This window comes from Amycolatopsis sp. CA-211722, from assembly GCF_056828465.1.
Map to the genome: position 1 here is coordinate 2,885,335 of NZ_CP184752.1, position 17,432 is coordinate 2,902,766.

Annotated in this window: 20 protein-coding genes and 1 tRNA gene; 4 read left to right on the plus strand and 17 right to left on the minus strand. The window is 65.8% G+C overall.

Features of this window, described 5'->3' with window-relative positions; translation table 11 throughout:
* Positions 1-13: 13 nt before the first annotated feature.
* Positions 14-1,162: a sialidase family protein gene (locus ACOCEP_RS14170; RefSeq protein WP_482337679.1), complete on the minus strand. Its 1,149-nt coding sequence runs from the start codon at positions 1,160-1,162 to the stop codon at positions 14-16.
* 184 nt (positions 1,163-1,346) lie between these two features.
* On the opposite strand from ACOCEP_RS14170, the gene ACOCEP_RS14175 reads away from it, so the two are divergent.
* Positions 1,347-2,003 carry a hypothetical protein gene (locus ACOCEP_RS14175; RefSeq protein ID WP_482337681.1) on the plus strand — a complete coding sequence of 219 codons (657 nt, stop codon included), beginning with the start codon at positions 1,347-1,349 and terminating at the stop codon, positions 2,001-2,003.
* A 48-nt stretch (positions 2,004-2,051) separates the two neighbouring features.
* Here the strand turns inward: ACOCEP_RS14175 and ACOCEP_RS14180 are convergent, their stop codons facing one another.
* On the minus strand, positions 2,052-2,543 hold the full coding sequence (locus ACOCEP_RS14180) for a YajQ family cyclic di-GMP-binding protein (protein WP_007030975.1): 492 nt from the start codon (positions 2,541-2,543) through the stop codon (positions 2,052-2,054).
* A 119-nt stretch (positions 2,544-2,662) separates the two neighbouring features.
* On the opposite strand from ACOCEP_RS14180, the gene ACOCEP_RS14185 reads away from it, so the two are divergent.
* A tRNA-Tyr gene (locus tag ACOCEP_RS14185) sits at positions 2,663-2,744 on the plus strand.
* A 132-nt stretch (positions 2,745-2,876) separates the two neighbouring features.
* Here the strand turns inward: ACOCEP_RS14185 and ACOCEP_RS14190 are convergent.
* From ACOCEP_RS14190 to ACOCEP_RS14245, 12 genes are all read right to left on the minus strand, one after another.
* Positions 2,877-3,755 (minus strand): tyrosine-type recombinase/integrase, encoded by an 879-nt coding sequence (locus ACOCEP_RS14190; RefSeq protein ID WP_482337682.1) that lies wholly within the window; start codon positions 3,753-3,755, stop codon positions 2,877-2,879.
* Positions 3,756-4,242: 487 nt separating this feature from the next.
* Positions 4,243-4,431: a helix-turn-helix transcriptional regulator gene (locus ACOCEP_RS14195; RefSeq protein ID WP_240595884.1), complete on the minus strand. Its 189-nt coding sequence runs from the start codon at positions 4,429-4,431 to the stop codon at positions 4,243-4,245.
* A gap of 185 nt (positions 4,432-4,616) precedes the next feature.
* The gene (locus ACOCEP_RS14200; RefSeq protein WP_482337684.1) at positions 4,617-5,969 is read right to left on the minus strand and encodes a DUF3631 domain-containing protein; all 1,353 of its coding nucleotides are present in this window, start codon (positions 5,967-5,969) and stop codon (positions 4,617-4,619) included.
* A complete protein-coding gene (locus tag ACOCEP_RS14205; protein WP_482337686.1) occupies positions 5,969-6,487 on the minus strand; it encodes a hypothetical protein in 519 nt (172 codons plus the stop codon). Before ACOCEP_RS14205 ends, ACOCEP_RS14200 begins: the two co-directional genes overlap by 1 nt.
* A 50-nt stretch (positions 6,488-6,537) precedes the next feature.
* Positions 6,538-7,170: an HNH endonuclease family protein gene (locus tag ACOCEP_RS14210; RefSeq protein WP_482337688.1), complete on the minus strand. Its 633-nt coding sequence runs from the start codon at positions 7,168-7,170 to the stop codon at positions 6,538-6,540.
* 234 nt (positions 7,171-7,404) lie between these two features.
* Positions 7,405-9,660 (minus strand): cell division protein FtsK, encoded by a 2,256-nt coding sequence (locus ACOCEP_RS14215; RefSeq protein WP_482337689.1) that lies wholly within the window; start codon positions 9,658-9,660, stop codon positions 7,405-7,407.
* The gene (locus ACOCEP_RS14220) at positions 9,660-10,592 is read right to left on the minus strand and encodes a hypothetical protein (RefSeq protein WP_482337690.1); all 933 of its coding nucleotides are present in this window, start codon (positions 10,590-10,592) and stop codon (positions 9,660-9,662) included. The genes ACOCEP_RS14215 and ACOCEP_RS14220 overlap by 1 nt, the downstream gene beginning before the upstream one ends.
* Entirely contained in the window at positions 10,592-10,792 is a 201-nt protein-coding gene (locus tag ACOCEP_RS14225) for a hypothetical protein (protein ID WP_482337692.1), read from the minus strand. The genes ACOCEP_RS14220 and ACOCEP_RS14225 overlap by 1 nt, the downstream gene beginning before the upstream one ends.
* Positions 10,792-11,109, minus strand: coding sequence for a hypothetical protein (locus tag ACOCEP_RS14230; protein WP_482337694.1), 318 nt, complete (start codon positions 11,107-11,109; stop codon positions 10,792-10,794). Before ACOCEP_RS14230 ends, ACOCEP_RS14225 begins: the two co-directional genes overlap by 1 nt.
* The gene (locus ACOCEP_RS14235; RefSeq protein ID WP_482337695.1) at positions 11,106-11,552 is read right to left on the minus strand and encodes an RRQRL motif-containing zinc-binding protein; all 447 of its coding nucleotides are present in this window, start codon (positions 11,550-11,552) and stop codon (positions 11,106-11,108) included. The genes ACOCEP_RS14230 and ACOCEP_RS14235 overlap by 4 nt, the downstream gene beginning before the upstream one ends.
* Positions 11,553-11,683: 131 nt before the next feature.
* A complete protein-coding gene (locus tag ACOCEP_RS14240; RefSeq protein ID WP_482337696.1) occupies positions 11,684-12,151 on the minus strand; it encodes a Pycsar system effector family protein in 468 nt (155 codons plus the stop codon).
* Positions 12,151-12,510 (minus strand): hypothetical protein, encoded by a 360-nt coding sequence (locus ACOCEP_RS14245; RefSeq protein ID WP_482337697.1) that lies wholly within the window; start codon positions 12,508-12,510, stop codon positions 12,151-12,153. The genes ACOCEP_RS14240 and ACOCEP_RS14245 overlap by 1 nt, the downstream gene beginning before the upstream one ends.
* A 122-nt stretch (positions 12,511-12,632) precedes the next feature.
* Here ACOCEP_RS14245 and ACOCEP_RS14250 point away from each other — a divergent pair, with 122 nt between their 5' ends.
* Positions 12,633-13,433 (plus strand): GntR family transcriptional regulator, encoded by an 801-nt coding sequence (locus ACOCEP_RS14250; protein WP_482337698.1) that lies wholly within the window; start codon positions 12,633-12,635, stop codon positions 13,431-13,433.
* 3 nt (positions 13,434-13,436) lie between these two features.
* A complete protein-coding gene (locus ACOCEP_RS14255; RefSeq protein WP_482337699.1) occupies positions 13,437-14,285 on the plus strand; it encodes a glycosyltransferase in 849 nt (282 codons plus the stop codon).
* A 124-nt stretch (positions 14,286-14,409) separates the two neighbouring features.
* Here ACOCEP_RS14255 and ACOCEP_RS14260 read toward each other — a convergent pair whose 3' ends face one another.
* From ACOCEP_RS14260 to ACOCEP_RS14270, 3 genes are all read right to left on the minus strand, one after another.
* Positions 14,410-15,762 carry a hypothetical protein gene (locus tag ACOCEP_RS14260; RefSeq protein ID WP_482337700.1) on the minus strand — a complete coding sequence of 451 codons (1,353 nt, stop codon included), beginning with the start codon at positions 15,760-15,762 and terminating at the stop codon, positions 14,410-14,412.
* 281 nt (positions 15,763-16,043) lie between these two features.
* Entirely contained in the window at positions 16,044-16,808 is a 765-nt protein-coding gene (locus ACOCEP_RS14265) for a class I SAM-dependent DNA methyltransferase (RefSeq protein WP_482337701.1), read from the minus strand.
* A gap of 33 nt (positions 16,809-16,841) precedes the next feature.
* Entirely contained in the window at positions 16,842-17,423 is a 582-nt protein-coding gene (locus ACOCEP_RS14270) for a dihydrofolate reductase family protein (RefSeq protein ID WP_482337703.1), read from the minus strand.
* Between the last annotated feature and the right edge of the window lie 9 nt (positions 17,424-17,432).

The following is a 17,432-nucleotide window of genomic DNA, read 5'->3' on the forward strand; positions in this document are numbered from 1 at the left end:
ACTACCGGGTGGCTCAGAACGCCGGGCCCTTCGCGAAGTACGCCTTGCAGCCGGCGTTGTTCTCGGTGGAGATCTGCAACACGTTCTTGCCGCCGTCGACGGGCAGCAGCGTCGAGCTGTAGTTGGGGCAGAAGTTGTCGTGGATCCCGGTGATGTGCACCGGGGCCGGGAGTTCGTACCAGTGCCCGGTGCCGAAGTTGTCGTTGGCCAGCAGCACCTTGCCGTTCTTGCCCTGGGGGACCCCGGCGGCGTTGGTGTAGATCTGCCCGACCATCACCAGCCGCACCCCGTTCGGGCCGCCGGGGAACAGCGTGACCGTCTGGGCATGCTGGAAGTAGTTGCCGTTCGCGGTGGTGACGCGGGTGCCGGGGTCGAGGGGATCGCCCCAGTTGGCGCCGTCGGAGGAGATCTTGAAGTACGGGTCGCAGAACCGGTCGCGGTAGTTGCAGATCTCGTAGGCCAGGTAGTACCGGCCGTCGGGGAGGCGGCGGATTATCGGCATCCCCGGCCGCACCCGATGGGGCGGGATGGCCATCGTGCGCTGCTTGGTGCCCCACTTCACCCCGTCGGTGGAGGCGACCCGGTTCATCACCTGCGCGAACTGCGGCGCCTCGGTCTCGTCGGCGTAGTGCAGCCACAGCGTGCCGCCCGCGTCGACGACGAACTCCGGCTCCCAGATGCCGTCGTGATTGTGCGAACGGGCCGCCTCGGACAGGAAGCCCCACGTGCGGCCGGCGTCGCGGCTGGACCAGATCCTGATGCCGATGCGCCGTTCCGGACCGGCGTTCTGCCGGTAGCTCGCGGCCCACAGCAGCGTGCCCGCGCGGAGCCTGCCGACCCGTTGCGGCAGTTCGTACAGCGTTCCGCAGCACATGCCGCGGCGGCCGTCGCGGTCGCGGATCTCGCCGATCTTGTGGAAGCTCTGGCCCTCGTCGGTGCTCTCCATGATCGGGGTGAACTTGCCGTTCGCGTCCTCGCTGGTCAGCGACGCGATGATGCGGCCGCGGCCGATCGCGGAATGCTCGAGCCGGATGAGCCGCGGGTACGAGCCGTAGCCGGGAACGAGCTGCTGGCGCTCGGCGGCCTGCGCGGAGGTGAACAGGGACGCGATCACCGTGAGTGACAGCGCGAGGGCGAGTGCGGAGCTGAAACGGCGCTTCATCGTGACCTTCCTCGAACGCGATCGCCGGATTACAACACGGGCTTTTGTCCCTTTCGGGACTCCCGCGAAGGCGTTGCGGTGGAAACCCACTTCCGAGTGGCCTGAATCGCTCGGCCGAGTGGCCCGGTAACGCTGGGCTATCGGCCGGCGAAGATCCGTTGACGGTTCGACTAGGGGGAAACACGTGATCAGGCGCTTGTGCGCGGCTGTGCTGCTGACCGTGGGCCTGGTGGCCTGCTCGTCGCCGAATCTGGGTCGTGTCGTCCCACAGACGGCCGCCCCGGAAGGGCTGGCACCTTCGCCCGCCCCCACGACCACCCCGAGCCCCGGTCCGCAGCCCGAGGAGAAGCACTCGGGCAAGGGGAACGCGTCCGTCCCCATGGCCTGGCCGACGCGCCTCGGCTTCGTGACCTTCGACTGCCCGAAATGCTCCGGCCACGTCGCGGTCAACACCGAGAACGAGCTGATCGTCAACGACATCGGCCCGTACAAGGGCACGCAGTGGATCAACGACATGCCCGGCCGCCAGGCGAAGACGTTCACCATCAAGGCCAACGCCGCCTGGACGCTGACCATCACCGACGAGAGGGGCCTGCCCGTCCTGGAACCGGGCAAGCCCCTGTCGGGCAAGAGCGAAGCGGTGTTCGCCGTGCCCGAGGGCGTCACGTCGGTCGCCATCACCACCAAGAAGAGCGGCCGGACCGCGGTGTGGGTGCACAGCGGTGACTACTCGGAACTCCCCGTGAACCAGCTCGGCGACTACACGGGCAGCGTGCCCGTGTCCGGCCCGGCCTTCGTGTCGGTGGAAGGCGACGGGACCTGGACGGTCACCGCGTCGTAGACATGACGAAGGCCACCTTCCGCGGAAGGTGGCCTCGTCGCCGACGGCTCAGCGGTAGTTCGTGAACTGCAGCGCGATCTCGAAGTCCTTGCCCTTCAGCAAGGCGATCACGTCCTGCAGTTGGTCCTTCTTCTTGCCGGACACCCGCAGCTGGTCGCCCTGGATCTGCGCCTGGACCCCCTTGGGGCCCTCGTCGCGGATGAACTTGGCGATCTGCTTCGCCTTGTCCGACGCGATCCCCTGCAGGATCTTGCCGCCGATCTTGTAGATCTTGCCGGACAGCGCCGGCTCGTCCGCCTCGAAGGCCTTCAGGGAGATGCCGCGCTTGATCAGCTTCTCCTTGAACACCTCGACCGCCGCCAGCGCCCGCTCCTCGGTCTCGGACTCGATCGCGATCGCCTCCTCGCCGGACCAGTCGATCTTGGTCCCGGTACCCCGGAAGTCGAACCGTGTACCGAGTTCCTTGCTGGCCTGGTTCAGGGCGTTGTCCACCTCCTGGCGATCGACCTTGCTCACCACGTCGAAAGAGGGATCCGCCACGTGTTCTCACACCTCGTACTCGCTTGTCAGGAGCTTCCACCCTAGCCCTGCGGAACCCGGTTGACCGGCCCGCCACGGCATTGGGTATTCTTTCGTCTCGGCCGGGGAGACCCGGTCACGGCGAGTTGCCCGAGCGGCCAAAGGGATCTGACTGTAAATCAGACGGCACTGCCTTCGGGGGTTCGAATCCCTCACTCGCCACACCAACAAGATCGGCCCCCTGACCTGGGAAACCAGGTCAGGGGGCCGATCTTGTTGGTGTGCAGTTGTGTGCAGCTCGGCGCGGCTGTAGGCGGCTGTCCGCCCCAAATACGCCCCAAAGCTCCCTGGGGCCTACTCGCCACCAAGAGCCCTGGTCACGCGGTCTCGGGCGGCCTGCTCCCCGCCGTCGAGGCACTTGGCGTAGACCCTCAGCAGCACGGAGAGGCTGTGTCCGGCCCACTTGGCCACTCGGGTGGGTTCCACGCCGCCGTTGAGCCACGTGGACACCGCAGCGTGGCGGAGGTCGTAGGGACGCTTCCCCAGTGGCCCAGCGGCCACCTCAGCGGTGAAGACTCGTTCGCGTGCCGTTGCCCACACCCGGCCGTAGACCGAGCTGCCGACCCGGCCGCCGTCGCGGGCTCCTCGGAACAGCCTGCCGTCCGGCGCGGTACCGAACTGGCGTAGGTGCTCGTGCAGTAGCGCGGTGAGCTGAGGCGCGCACGGCACCGTCCGCTCCTCCTCTTCGGCCCGGTGCTTGAGCGGTCCCTCTTCGGATGCCTCGCCGGAATCCGTCCACTCTTGCCCGATCTCCGGGCGTGCCCTTCTGAGGAGAAGGTCTCCCCACCCTTCCTTGGGAAGGGAGAGGTCAGCCTTGTTTAGGTTCGCTACTTCCTCCGGCCGGAGTGCGGCGTAGTACATCAGCCCGTAGAACGCGACCAGGGGCGGACCCTGTTTGCCGATCGTGCCGACTGCTTCGAGCAACATTCGCCCCTGAATCGGATTCACGACGGCTTTCGGGTCTACCTCATGGACAACGAACTTTCGTTTCTTCATCTTCACGTCCTCAACCGGATTCGCCGTCAGAAGCTTCTGTTCGGGCGACATTGCGTACTCAATGGCGTTTCCGAGGGCAACGCGGCGGAGCCGCACGGTATTGGTCGCTGCCTTCTTTCCGTCCAACTTGAGATCCAGGGCGCGTAGAACAGTGCGCAGCGTGTCCGCATTCGCCAACTCGCCGACATTGCGGCTCGCCTTCGCGGCGAACGAGAGAGCCCGTCGGACTCGTCGGTTTGGGGGGCGTTCCGCGTGTTCAGGTTGAAAGCAATCTTGAGCGCCTTGCGCAAGGTCTTCGGGTCGCAGGGTGGTTTCCCCTTGAGCATCGGAACCGTGATGGTCATCAGGGACTCTGCGAGAGACGCGCGGTACTTGGGCGACGACTCCGGCCACTTCATGTCCGCGTACTCGCACGCGAACGTGAACCACGACTTGACCTCAGTCGCGCGGAGCATTGAGACCGGTAGTCCACTCTCGGTGTCGAACGCCTCACCTTCACGGGCGGCCGTGAGCAGCTTGGAGCGAAAACTGTCCGCAAGTGCAAGGGTTTCGAAGCTCTCGCCGAATCGGTCGCCGTCGACGACCCAACGAACTCGGTAGGTCGTCTTTTGCTTTCCCTCGTACTTTTCGAGTTTCCAGATTCGGACGTCATGTGTGGTCGCCATCAGGCAGCAGCCTCCTCGCACATGTCCAGAAAGCGTTCGTACTCGGAACGGCGGATACGGAGATCACCGTTCGGCAGTTTCAGGCAGCTAGGTCCGCGCCCGGTGGCGCGCCATTGCTGGAAGGTTCGGCGCGAGATCTTCATCTCGGCGCAAAACTCGGCGACTGTGAGCCAGTTCGTGGTGGCCATGGTGGCGGGTTCTCCTCGCGCGGCGGTGCGTGCTGGTGGTCTGCGCGATGGGCATGGCGGGTCTCCTCGGCGGTGTAGCGGTTGGCGTCGTTGGGGCGGGCTGGTCTGGTGCGCTACATCCGCTACAGGCGCTACATGCCTGGTCAGGGCCGTAGCGGATACGTGCGCTGTAGCGCTTCTATCCGCTACAGGCGTCCGGCGGGGGTAGCGGCTGTAGCGGATGCGTCCGCTACATGTTCGGCGTCCGCTACGCGCGTGACCTGCGGTGTAGCGCTTGTAGCGGATGTAGCGCTTGCGGGCAGGTAGCGGCTCCACGCATCGGTCAGCCCGCCGTCGATGGCGTAGCCCTTCGGGACGGACCCGTTGGGCAGGCGGACGTTCTTCGAGGTGATGCCGTAGGGCTTGAGTTCTTTGGCGAGACGGCGTGAGTCGAGCGGTTTTCCGTGGCCGTCCATGTCGCCCCACGGTGCTTCGTCCAGTTCGCACAGTGCGGAGAGGATGTCGGCGGTGGGTAGCTCGGTGACACCTCGCGTGGTGAACAGGTCGCGCAGGTCTGACAGCAGGCGGATACGGAGTCCTCCGCCGCTGCGGTCGGTGTTGGCGACCTGGACGAAGTGCGCGCACGCGTCGCGGGCGGTCTGTGGCCAGTCGCCCCCTGCCGCGTCGGCGATCGCGATGAGCGGCCGCCAGATCTCGGCGGAACGGTCCCGGACCCCGTGGGGCATCTCGGGGCGTCCCCGGCTGATCTTGTCGGTGACGGTGCCGATCCAGGCGGCCAGTTGCTCACGCAACGGGGCGGCCTCGGCTTCGACCTCCTCTTCCCAGAACTCTTCGACCTCTTCGTCTTCGCGGCGTCGTTGCATGTGGACGGTGATGGCGCGTGTAGTGATCGTGTCGGGCATGTTCCCCGCGATTCCGGCCAGTGCTGCCGGGGCGTAGACGGGGAACCGCTGGACCTTCATGGCGCGGGCGTCGCCGACACAGCGGGCGATGGTGGCGGTGCGCTTGTATCCGGCGTTGAGCAGACCGCGCAGGTCTTCGTTGTTGCCTCCGTTCTTGGGGTTGAAGATGGTGTCCACTTCGTCGAACAGGATGGTTATGGGGCCGTCGTTGACCATGCGGAACAGCGCGGCGGTGGTGGCGGAGATGGTCATCTCCGGCGCCCGCACGAGGAACTGAGCGACCTCCAGGGCGCGGGTCTTGCCGGAGCCGGGCTCCACACTGGACAGGATCAGGCGCGGGGTGACGTAGAAGTGGTCAGCGGCGTGGGTGTGGGCGTACCAAAGCGCGAGCATGGGAGCGCAGTGCTCGGACGGGAAGATGTTGAACCGGGACACGAACGCGGTGACCTTGTCCAGCACTTCGTGACCAGGCAGCACCGTGGCGTGCTCGGCCCGCCACACGGCCTGACAGTTCTCGGTGCAGAAGTCGTCAGACGGGGACCCATCCAGCGGGCGGCCACACTGGCAGCACGTCCCGGTACTGGCGTCTCCGATCACGGTGTCGATCGCGGAAACGGTCGTGTCCACGGAGGTCATCAGGCGGCCTTTCCTCGGCGGGAGTCGAGACGGGGAATGCCGGCACTTTCGTCGAGGGTGTCCCGGTAGCGGGTCCACAGCTCCTCGGCGGTGGTGTCGTCGGCGAGGTCCCGCACGATCTCGGCGGGGCTGGATTCCGCGGCTTGGATGAGGCGCTGTGCGTGGGCGGTGAGAGCGCGTCGCCACGCGTTTTCCAGGACCACGGTTTTGAGCCATCCGGCGAGCGCGGGTGTGACGTCGCTGTAGGTCTCGCGCAGCCATCCGCCGAGCCGGTGCTGACGGTGTTCGCCGGTGGCGCGGCCGGTGCGGACGGCGTGGGCGAATAGCGCGACCGGTGCCGGTGGGTGGTCGTCGGCGACGAGTTCGATGGCCAGTTGAAGCACAAACGTCGCCATGGGGTCGGCCAGGTCGTCGGCGCGCATGCCGGTGAGCAGGCGGCGGGCCTGGTCGGCGGACAGCCACATGAGGCAGCCGAGGAACTGGCGTTCGGGATCGGTGAGCGGGTGTGCCGTGTCCATCGAAGTACCTTCCACAGAGGACAGTCAGGGACGGTTAGATCAGGGGTCGGTCAGCAGCGCTTGAGGACGGCGGCGATGGCGTCGTGCTCGGCCTGGTCGACGCTCATGCGGTAGGTGGTCTTCACCCGCACCCAGTGCGCGACGTAGCCGCACGGGTCCTTGGCGGGCAGCCACTTCGCGGGGTCCTGGTCGCCCTTGGAGCGGTTGGACTTCGCCGACACCGCGACCAAAACGTTGGGGTCGTTGGCGTAGCGGGTCCGCTGTGCCTCGGTCCAGTCGCGGGTGTGCGAGCGAGCGGCCTCGGCGAGCGGCACCATGTGGTCGATATCGACCGTTTCGGGGCCGGTGACCTTCACCCCGTCATAGCGGCTGGTCCACTCTCCACTCAGGACTTTGCAGCCCTTGCCGGTGGTGACGTTGCGGCCCTGACTCTTGAGGGTGTCCTCACGGCGGTTGCAACCCTTGCCAACGGAGTCCCAGTGGGGCCAGTCGTCACGGCTGTAGTGGGCGCCGGTGTCGGCGGGCTTCACAGCGAGCTTGGCGAGTTGCCGGGTGGCGGTGGTGGCGTCGAGGGTGCCGGGGGTTCCGGTGGCGGCCGGGACCTCGCAGCCGGTGACGAACAGCGTGACGAGGGCGAGCGGGACGGCGGCGATGAGGGCGCGGCTGGTGGTGTGCGTGGTCAAAACGGAGTCCAATCCTCGGTGACTGTGTGTGCCTGTTTTGGGCAGTGCGCGACCAGGGCTAGGGCCGGTGACGATGGCGGCTAGCCGGGGTTTTCGCGGGTTTCCGCTGGTCGGCGCGGGGGTGGTCTAGGTCTCTAGAGTCCTGGTCAGAAAGCCAGAGGGTTCTAGAGTGGGGGTCTAGGTCTAGGGGCGCTCCGGTCTAGAGCGCGAAGCGCCCCTAGCCTGATTCGGCGACTACTTTCGGTTATCGCGGGCCTTGGTGAGGGCGTCGCGGGTGTAGCCGTTGCGGTTGCTGCCCTTCCCGGTTTCGGGGTCGGTGGCCCACACCTGTCCGGGCTTCACCCCGTCCGGCTTCAGCGCGGTCGCGAGGGCGGCCGGGTTCCACTTCCCGTAGGTCGACGGCCGGAGTTCGGCGAGCCGGGACACGATCACATCGGACCAGAGCTTTTCCTCGCCCTTCTCGAACACGCCCAGGACGTCGGCGAGGGTGTCCAGGCGCGCGGTGTCGAGGTCGACTTCTTCCCCGGCGGCGTAGCCGGTGATATTGCCCAGGGCTTCGCGCTGCTTGCGGGCACCGGCGGCGATGCGCTTGGCCGTCGGCCCGTCCTGGTAGACGGAGCGGGTGATCTGCGCGTCGCTGCCTTCTCCTCGGAGGTAGCCGATTCCCTTGTCGGACCAGGCAAAGGTGGTCGCCCGGATGCCGTTCTTGTACTGCGAGGTTCCGAGGACCATGTCGTTTTCGGTCTGTCCCATGACTTTTAGGCAGTACCGGATGGACAGGTTCGCCGAAATGTCGGTCGGGATGGCCTTCGCGTCCGGCCGCTGCGTGGCCAGGAACAGCCCAATACCCAGCGCGGGACCACGCTTGACCAGGTCAGTCGCGATTTCCTTGAGTTCGTCGCCGTGCTCGGGGTGCTCGAACCACACCTGGCACTCGTCGACGCCGATGATGATGGGCGCCAGTCCCAGGTCCTTCCGCGACGCCAGAGCCGGGGTGACCTTGTTGTCCGGACACACGTTCTCGGGCAGGTTCCGGATCACCTTGGCGCGGCGGCGGAGTTCTTCGCGGAGTTCCCGCATCTCCACCACCATGCGCTCGACGTCTTCGGGGTCGTCGCCGACGCCGTAGCCGTGGCAGACCTGCGACAACGCGGACAGGTCACCGGTGCCCTTGAGGTCGTAGGCGTAGAGCACTGAACGCGGGTCGAGTGCGGCGATGAGCAGGATTTCGCGCAGGGACACGGTTTTGCCCATGCGGGGGATGGCGCCGATGGCACCGGAGGCGAACATCATCGTGATGGGCACCCACCGGCCGCGCTGGTCCGTGCCGAACGGCTGGGGCTTGAACAGGTCCACCGTCGCCCCAGGCTTGGCGAGCGGCCACGGGGCCTGCTTGGTGGTGGACATGTCCTTATCGCCCACCCAGAGCACGAGACGGCCTTCGTGGATGGTCGGGTCACCCTCGGGCCACACACACCCAAGCTGACGGCGCAGACCGGAGGAGAGCCGTTCGCGACGGTCGATGACGTCCCCGGCCGTGACGCCCGGCGGCAGGTCGATATCCGCGCGCCACCCCGGCCCGTCCCGCACGATCGGCGACGGGAACCCGATACCCCGGCCCTTCGCGATGGCCTGGTTGATCCCCGCGATACCCAGCGCGCCCAACGCGTCTTCGATCATCGCCGACGTGAGCTTCGGCGCCTTCGCGCTGTCCACCGCACGCCCGGCCACGGGCTTGTCCTTCGGCGCCCCGAACCAGCCCACCAACGTCATCGCGACTACGAGGCAGGTCCAGTTCCAGAACGGCGTGACGTAGGTGATCGCGAGATAGACGATCGCGATGAGGATGAGCACACCGACCATCACCGGCGCGGACCGGCGGCGAACGGTCTCGTTCCGGGCCTCGCGCAACCTCATGTACTCGTTCACGTCGGCACGATCACGGGCGTCCATGCGCACCGGCTTCGACTCCGCGTCGAACACCCAGCGGTGTACACGAACGGTGCCCCGGCACAACGCGCCCGGCGCCTTGAGCAACGCGCTCGGGACGTACACGGGCACCCGCAACGCGTGGAACGCGGTCTGGTGCCCGGCGAGCTGCACGAGGAACTTAGCGCGGGACTTGAACTCCTCGGCCGACAGCAGCCACGACGCGACCAGCGGCCGGGCCTTAGCGTCGGACACGGTCTCCCACCAGGACTTTTTGACCTCCGGCGGGTCCACCTTCGCAGTGGGCTCGGACTCGTCCACGATCTCCGCGTCGAGGACGTCCGAGCGGACCACAGCGGCGGTGTCGCGCGGGGTCGGGATCTCCTCGGCGGTGCGGGCGGTGCCCGGCTTGAACTCCACCACGTTGCCGTTCACGACACGGCCGTCCGGGCGTTCGTCAGAGGTGGTATCCGGGGTCGGGTTGGGCGTGTTCACCGTGGCGTCCCTCTCGGGTTCGGGGCCGTTCGCGGATGCGGGGGTGTGGTCGGCGGTGGTGGACATCAGGCGGCCTCCTCCGAGTCGGTGCGGGCGGTGGTGGTCGGGGCGGGCACCGGCAGCATGGTGGGCACGGTGCGGGTTTCGGCGATCAGGTCGTCGGCGACGTTCTTCGACGTGCCGCGCGAGACCTCGGGGCAGACCTCACGAACCCAGGCCGGGGTGATCTCGATGCCGGGCGCCCAAGCGGCGCGGGCCTCGGCGAGGTAGTCACCCCGCAGCTTGCGGCCCTGCTTGGCAGGGGCCTTGGCCTTGCGGGTGGTACGGCGCGGGGCCGGGGAGAGTGCCGGCGTGGGCACGGGCTCCTCCGCGTCCGGGGTCTCGGCGGGGGTGGTCTCGGCGGCCGGGGCCGTCTCCTGCGTGTCCGTCTCGCCGGTGAAGGCGTGTCCTGCGGCCTTCATGACAGCTTCGGTGAGCTTGTCCCGCAGCACGGGCGCGGTCTCGGCAGCGAGGAACACCAACACCGGCGGCACGGAGTGCAGCGCGACCCCCGCGACGTCGAAATGGGTCCAGGACTTCCAGGTGTTCATGACGTAGGTGGCCAGGAACGCGAACCACTTCGTCCGGTGCGCCCACCGGCCGGTTTCGACCTGGTAGCGGGCGGTGATCTGCTCCGCCCGCAGGACGGCGACCAGCACGAGCGACACCATCGGGTCCAGCAGCCACGCGGACAGCCACCCGAGCGACCATGGGGCCGACCCGGAGGCGGCGAAAGCTTGGACGTTGACCATGGTGAAGGCGAGACCGAGGAAGATCCCGACCCACAACAGGACGTCGATCTGTGTGCGGACCTTCTCCACCCGCAGCGCGATCACGTCGGGGTGGTTGGCCAGACGGCGAACCTGAGCGGCTGACTCGGCGTCCTGCCGGAGCTTGTCCGCCTCGGTGAGCGGCTGGTGCCGCGCGTCCTGCGCGGTGGCGATGTCGGTGGTGGTCATCAGCTCTCCCCCCACTTCGTCTCGTGCGTCTGGTCCCACTGCGCGATGCGGCCGTCCAGCTCGGACTCCAGGACTTCCTGCCGCTCGGCCGGGGTCAGCTCGCCCAGGACGGCCTGACGGTCCTTGGCCTTCATGCCCGACAGCAGGGTGTGGACCACGCGGTCGCCGATCTGTTCGCCCTCGGTCTTCTTGCGTGCCATCAGTGACGACCTTCCCGCGTGGTGGTGACGACCTCGGTGATGGCCATGAGCCGCACGATGGTGGCGGCGGCGAACAGGGCCGGGACGATGAGCGCGATCCAGGTGGCGGTGGTGTTGCCGATCTTCACGACCACCAGCCACTGGACGAACGCGATGACGGCGGTGGCCAGGATGAGGCGGATCGTGTTGCCGGTCATGCGGGTCACCTCCCGCACGCCCTTCTGTGCCTTGGTGGCGGACTTGCGCCCGGCACGCCACACGCTGAACACACCCACCAGCGCCAGGCCGCCCAGGATCATCAGGGTTTGGGTGTTCATGCGGCCACCTCCACGGCGTTGGCCATCTCGATTTCCAGGCACGACCAGCACTGACGAGTGCTGGTCGGCACGCGGTAGTCCTTCTCCTGCGCGCAGTCCACGCAGGTGCGCAGCGCTCGCTGGGCGTATTCGAGGTTCCGCAGACGGGCCACGCGCTGAGCCTCGGTCGGCCCAGGGCGGGCGGCAGCCGCAACCGCGGAATACAGCTCCGCCACGGTCAGACGGGCGTAGGGCTTGCGGTGGCGGAACACCAGCAGGGCCAGCGGGTCCAGCCCAGCGGGCGACAGCCCGGCCGCTCGGAGTTGGGTGGTGGTGAGCAGTCCGGCCGGGGCTTCGCCCCACCCGAACACAGGGAGCCCGTCCCGGGTCCCTCGGGCCAACGCCACAAGGGTGGCGTCGCCGTCGGCGATGTGCACGACGTTCTGCTTCCTGCTCCGTACCATGAGGGGCCTTCCCGTGTAGCTACCTGCGTGGTGGTGGGGAGTCCCGGTCTGCGCGGAGCGTGCTTGGCGGTTCGAGCCGCGCAGGTCGGGGTCAGAAACAGCGGATACGGCGGAGAAGATCTGCCGGACGGTCATGTCAGCACCGCCAGGACCAGGGCGACGGCGAGGACGCAGACCCCGACGAACAGCAGCCCGACAGCGCGGGAAATCCGCTGGTATTTCCGCACCGCGACCCCGCCGATGAGGACCACGTCCGCCGCGATGGTCTGTGCGGCCGCCGAGCTCGCCGCCTCCAGCAGCGCGGCCGGGCCGTGATAGACCGCGTCCAACCAGGTCCCCGGAGTTGGGAACTGGGAAAGCCGGGGACGCAGGGCCGACAGCAGCACCAGCACCGCCCCGAACACCGGCGCGGCGGCCGCCCAGAGCGCGACCATGGCCACCGGGGATACCGATCGTGTGGTCAGCGCGACTACACCGGCCAGCACGGCAGCGACCACGGACAGCAGCGTCTGCGCCTTCGTGTCTGCCTTACGCAGGTCGTCCCGCACGTGCTCGTGAGCCCGCTGGACCTGCGGCAACGCCTGATCGAAGGTGTGCATCACGCGGCCTCGCCTTCAGACGACGTGGCAGCGGTGGTGTCCAGCAGCGACGGCAACGCCCGCAGCACCGTCCGGCCGCTACGGCGCTCCGAGCGGGTCGCCCGGCGGACGTCGGTAAACGAGTGCGTCACCCGCACATCCGCCGCAACCGTCGCGGCCGCCAGCTCCGCGTCAACCGACGCGATCAGCGCGTCAACTTCGCGCTCCTCGTCGGTGTACTCCAGAAAGTCCCACGCCATGGGCGCGGCAGCCTGAACAGCAGAAACATCGAACTCCAGCCCGTCAAACGACGCTTCGGCCTGACGGCGGGAGATGTGTGCCGACCTCATCGGGTCCCCTTCGTTCGGTTCCAGGTTCATCCTGGGATATTCACTCCATCCCGGGATGGCGTACCGAGAACCTTGCCGTCTGCATCCCGACGTTGTCAAGTCCATCCCGGGATAGAGTTTCGAAACCTGGGATGGTGTGCGAGGATGAGGGCATGGAACGAATGGACGCGAAAGCGGTAGCTGAGCAGCTCCGGGCGGACATCCACGAGGGCAAGTTCGCGCCGGGGGAGACCTTGCCCAACACCGAGCAACTTCGAGAGCGGTTCGGTGTCGGGAAGAACGTCGTTTCCGCCGCTGTGCAGACCCTGAAGGGGGAGGGGCTTCTAGCGCCCGGCGGCCGAGGGCAGCCCGTTCGTGTTCGCGTGGTTCCGCAGAAGCTGACGCGATCGAATACTAACTATCAGGTGGAAAAAGACCTGGTCAAAGAACCCGAGGACGTTCGTCGGCGCCACGGCTCGGCGGAGCGGGACGCCAAGGTCGACATCGACACCGTCAATGACGACAAGGTCACCTATGAGGTGGTACCTCCGCCGGACGAGGTAGCCAAGATCATGGGGCTTGCGTCGAGTGACTACGTCCTACGCAGGACTTACCTGCGGCAATACCGGGAAGGCGAGGGTTACAGCAGGATGGTTTCGTACCTGCCGTATTCGCTCGTCAAGGACCATCCGCCGCTGCTGGACTCATCCAACGAGCCATGGCCCGGCGGTACCCTTCACCAGCTCTACACGGCGGGGGTGGAGGTAGGGAAGATTGAGGATCGCGTTTCCGCGCGCATGCCCACCGAGGAAGAGGTGGCCCTCTATGACATCCCGTTCAACGTGCCCGTGATCCCCATTCTGAAGATCAGCTACGACACGTCGGGGCGTGCCGTAGATGTGGCGGAACTCCTGACTCCGGCGGACCGAATTTCCCTGTCGTACATCACCGAGCTGCGAAAGTGGGACGAGTAAGCAATGGCAACGCCACGCTTGATCTCTGTAGTGACGGCCGTCTTTGAGGGCGGCCACCACTACCTCAAGGAGGCTTACGAGTCTCTACGGGCTCAGGAAATGCCGGAAGGATGGTCCTGGGAGTGGTGCGTTCAGGAAGACGGCAGTAGCGGTGTGCCGAAACAAGAGCTTCCCGACGATGATCTTCGCGTTCACTACGGCACCGGTTTGGCCGGCCGCGCGGCCGTCACCCGCAACATGGCACTCTCGCAGGCGCAGGGGATCGTGATTCGCAACCTCGATGCGGACGACGTGCTGCTGCCGGGTGCGCTGGCGCGGGATATCGACGCGTTGCACCGCGTCGCCTGGTGTGTCTCGGCAGGTCTTGACCTGCACGAGGATGGGTCGACAACGCCCGGCCCGTATGACCCTCCCAATGGCCCCGTGGAGCCCGGCCGCTTCTATAAAGAGCAGTCAGAGAACAGGCTCTCGGTGCTGGCGGCGAACGTCGCGATGCACACGGACCTTATCTGGTCCTTGGGCGGTTGGATGGCTCTCACGGGGGCCGAGACCATTGCCACGCTGTTGGCGGCGGAGGCAGTGACGCAGGGGGAGTTCATCGCCGAACCGAGCATGCTCTACCGGAAGCACCCCGCGCAGACGACGGCGGCTGAGTCGTACTGGAACCCGCAGGAAGACGAGGCGCGCAGGCGGCTTATCCAGATGCGCGTGGACGCCATCCATGCCAATGGAACGCGGTACGTGCCTGGGTCGATAGATGGTGACGATTCAGCCGTCGACCCCAGTGTGCCGCCCGAGGGGCGCCAGGCGCAGGCGTTTTCGCGTATGACGCGTCGTCAGTCCAGTCAGTGAGGCCCATTTGGATAACAGGCTGCACTGGCGGCAAAGACTTGCAGGCCGACATGGGGACAGTAAAAAGTGGCACTGGTTACCATAATGCCTCCTTTGGTTTGTTGGCTTCCCGGTTGGTTCTCTGCTATTCAAGTCCGGCAGGTGGTTCTTGGTAGCCGCTTCTTTTGTAGTTGACAAGCCACCCGTTTGAGGTAAGGCCTATTGTGCGACGCCGTGAATCCGACTCATCTACGGTGCTGTGCATTAGATTCGCGTCTTCGAGTTGTTTAACATATGGGCGCATTGCTGGGATGCTATTGAAGCCAAAGGAGGCGAAGTCGCTGGGCGAGCATGTGCCTCCACTTGCGACCAAATCGTCGAAAAATGTCCATCCTCGTTTAGTGACGTTTCGCGTGTCTTGCTCATAGCGGTCTGCTTGCTCGGCTATCCAGATGTGAAGGAGCTCTAAACGGGCTTCGCTTGCCACTTCTAATTCGTCGTTCTCTTCTAGCCACATTGTAAAATCTTGTGCGTGCTTGAGCGTGTTTCGCAAGTTTTTGTGCGAAACACGGTAGAGATGGTCGAATCCTTCGGGTTCGATTGGCGACTGTGCTGCAGGATGTAACCTATAGACTTCGATTCGTCGGCGAATTACTTCGACTACCTCGGAGTCTTTGATGGGGTCGACGCGAATCGGATCTGCAATTACTCCAGTCAGCCTGGGTGAACCGGCGGCACTTCTCACTATCCCACGAGCCCCGCATAGAATCCACCGCACCCCTGGAAAGTTTAGGACTGTGTCACGAGCTTCCTCGATTAGGCGCTTAGCCTCTTGGGAAGTATCGAGCAATTCAAGGTTGTCTATAACGGCCGCAAAGCCGCCGGTTGACGGATCTGGGAAGATTTCCCGGAGAACGGTCTCAATATGATTCCTGAGGCCTGCTTCTGCGAATCCGGAAGTGGTATTTGCGCTTGCGCCTACACCGGCGGTGAACCCGCCGACCGGAGTGCTGATTCCGCCAGACTTTTGACGGATCATCGGGTTGCTGATCCAGCTTTCGAGGTCCTTTACGCCTCGGACTCGCCGTCCCGACTTTTCGAGTAGCTCATTATTGTCAATAAGTGCTTTTGTTAGCGAAAAGACAACTTCTTGCTCAAAGTTGTTGTTTGCCCCGAGCTGAAAAGGTCGAGGTAGGGGGATTATGAGCTGGGTGGTGCGCCTTTCGGCGTACTCAAGCGATGCGCGATATAGGGCAACTGACACAAGGCTGGTCTTGCCTACTCCATTGTCTCCCTCCAGGGTTGGATGGGTGTCAAAAGAAGATAGGTGGGTCAGGAGCTTCCTGACTTCCCGATCTCGGCCCACCAGAAGTTGTGAGCCTTCGGCCGTGCCCTTAAGCGGCGGAGTGGCGTACAGATTCTCGCGGAAGCCGAGGTTTCTCCATAGGTTCATCCTGGTAGCCGACCCCTCATCGATGTCAGTGTGTCGCTTGATCACACAGTCTGCTGAAGGGTGAGCTGCGTTACAGGGCTGGCGCCAATTTCAGTCACTTGTATCGAAGGTCCGGGGGGCTGGGCCGCTTGGCTGCGCCAAATACGCCCCAAAGTTACCGGTAGAAGATGTGAAACCGCAGGTCAGGGCGCACGTACGGATCTCTCTGTAAATCAGACGGCACTGCCTTCGGGGGTTCGAATCCCTCACTCGCCACACCAGCAAGATCGGCCCGGTGACCTGCGACAGGTCACCGGGCCGATCTTGTTTCGCGAGGAGCGCGCTTCTCACCACGGACCGACGCGCTCCCACACGGACACGTGTTTGGTGCTCTCGGCGGTGAACGTCGAACGGTCCCAGCCCGCCCAGCGGTACTTCAGGCGCATCCCGGCGATGCGCGCCATGAGGTCCATCTCGGCCGGCCACGCGTACCGGAAGGGGATGCGGCGGAACCGTCCCTCTCCCTCCGGCGACACCGTGACATGGTTCGAGGTGAACTCCTGCGTGACGACGTCGTACTGGTCGAACCCGACGTAGCCGCTCTCCATCGCGAACGGGACGATGTCCTGCCCGGGCGGCAAGCGGCGCAGATCCGGCAGGCCGACCTCGACCAGGAACAGCCCACCCGGCCGCAGGTGCGCGGCCGCGTTGCGGAAGACGTCGACCTGACCGTCCTGCGTGGTCACATTGCCGATCGTGTTGTACACCAGGTAGACCAGCGAGAATTCGCCCGTCACCCGGGTCTTCGTCATGTCGCCGACCGTGACCTCGACCGCGTCGCCGCCCGGCTTGCCCGCGACCCGCTCCGCCATCGCCCGGCTCAGTTCGATACCGCTCACCGCTACGCCACGCGCCGACAGCGGGATCGCGATCCGTCCCGTCCCGACGGCGAACTCGAGCACCGGACCGTCGGCCAAGTCTTCGAGCACGTCCACCGCGGGCGTCACCACTTCGGGCGCGTTCGCGCCGCCAGGCTTGTCATAGCCCGCGGCCACACTCTCGGGGAACCAGCCGTCCGCCGGGTCGTCTCCTGTGTCCGTCTCACTGCTCACGGTCGCCGACGCTACGCCCGCGACCGCTCCTCTTCATCCCGTTTCGGTGGCGTCAGCGGCCCGATAACGCAGCAGCACGATGCCCGACGCGAACGTCCGCTCCTCCGCCAGCCGCAGCTTCGGGACGCCGGTGGCACCCTCGAACAGCCGGCGCCCTTCACCGGCCACGACGGGATGGACGAACAGCCGGTACTCGTCGACGAGTCCCTCGGCGATGAGGGCCCGCACCAGCGAGATGCTGCCGGTCGTCACGATGTCCTTGCCTTCGGCGGCCTTCAGCTTCTCGATCTCGGAACGCAGCCCACCGGAAAGTACCGTCGTGTGCTGCCACTCCGGCTCGGTCAGCGTCCGCGAGACCACGTACTTGTCCACTGAGTCGAGGTAGGCCGAAATCCCCGTCGTGTCGTCGGTTTGCTTCGGCCAGTATCCGCGCATGTCTTCGAAGGTGACGCGTCCGAGGAGGAACGCGTCGGCGTTCTCACGTTGTTCTTCGAGCACGGCCAGGACGTCCGACCGGTCCACGTCCGGATCGGTGTCGCCAGGACTGAACCAGTCGCCCGCCAGTTCGATCACGCCGTCGATCGTGCAGTTCTCGGTGACGATCAGCTCCCGCATGGACCCGAC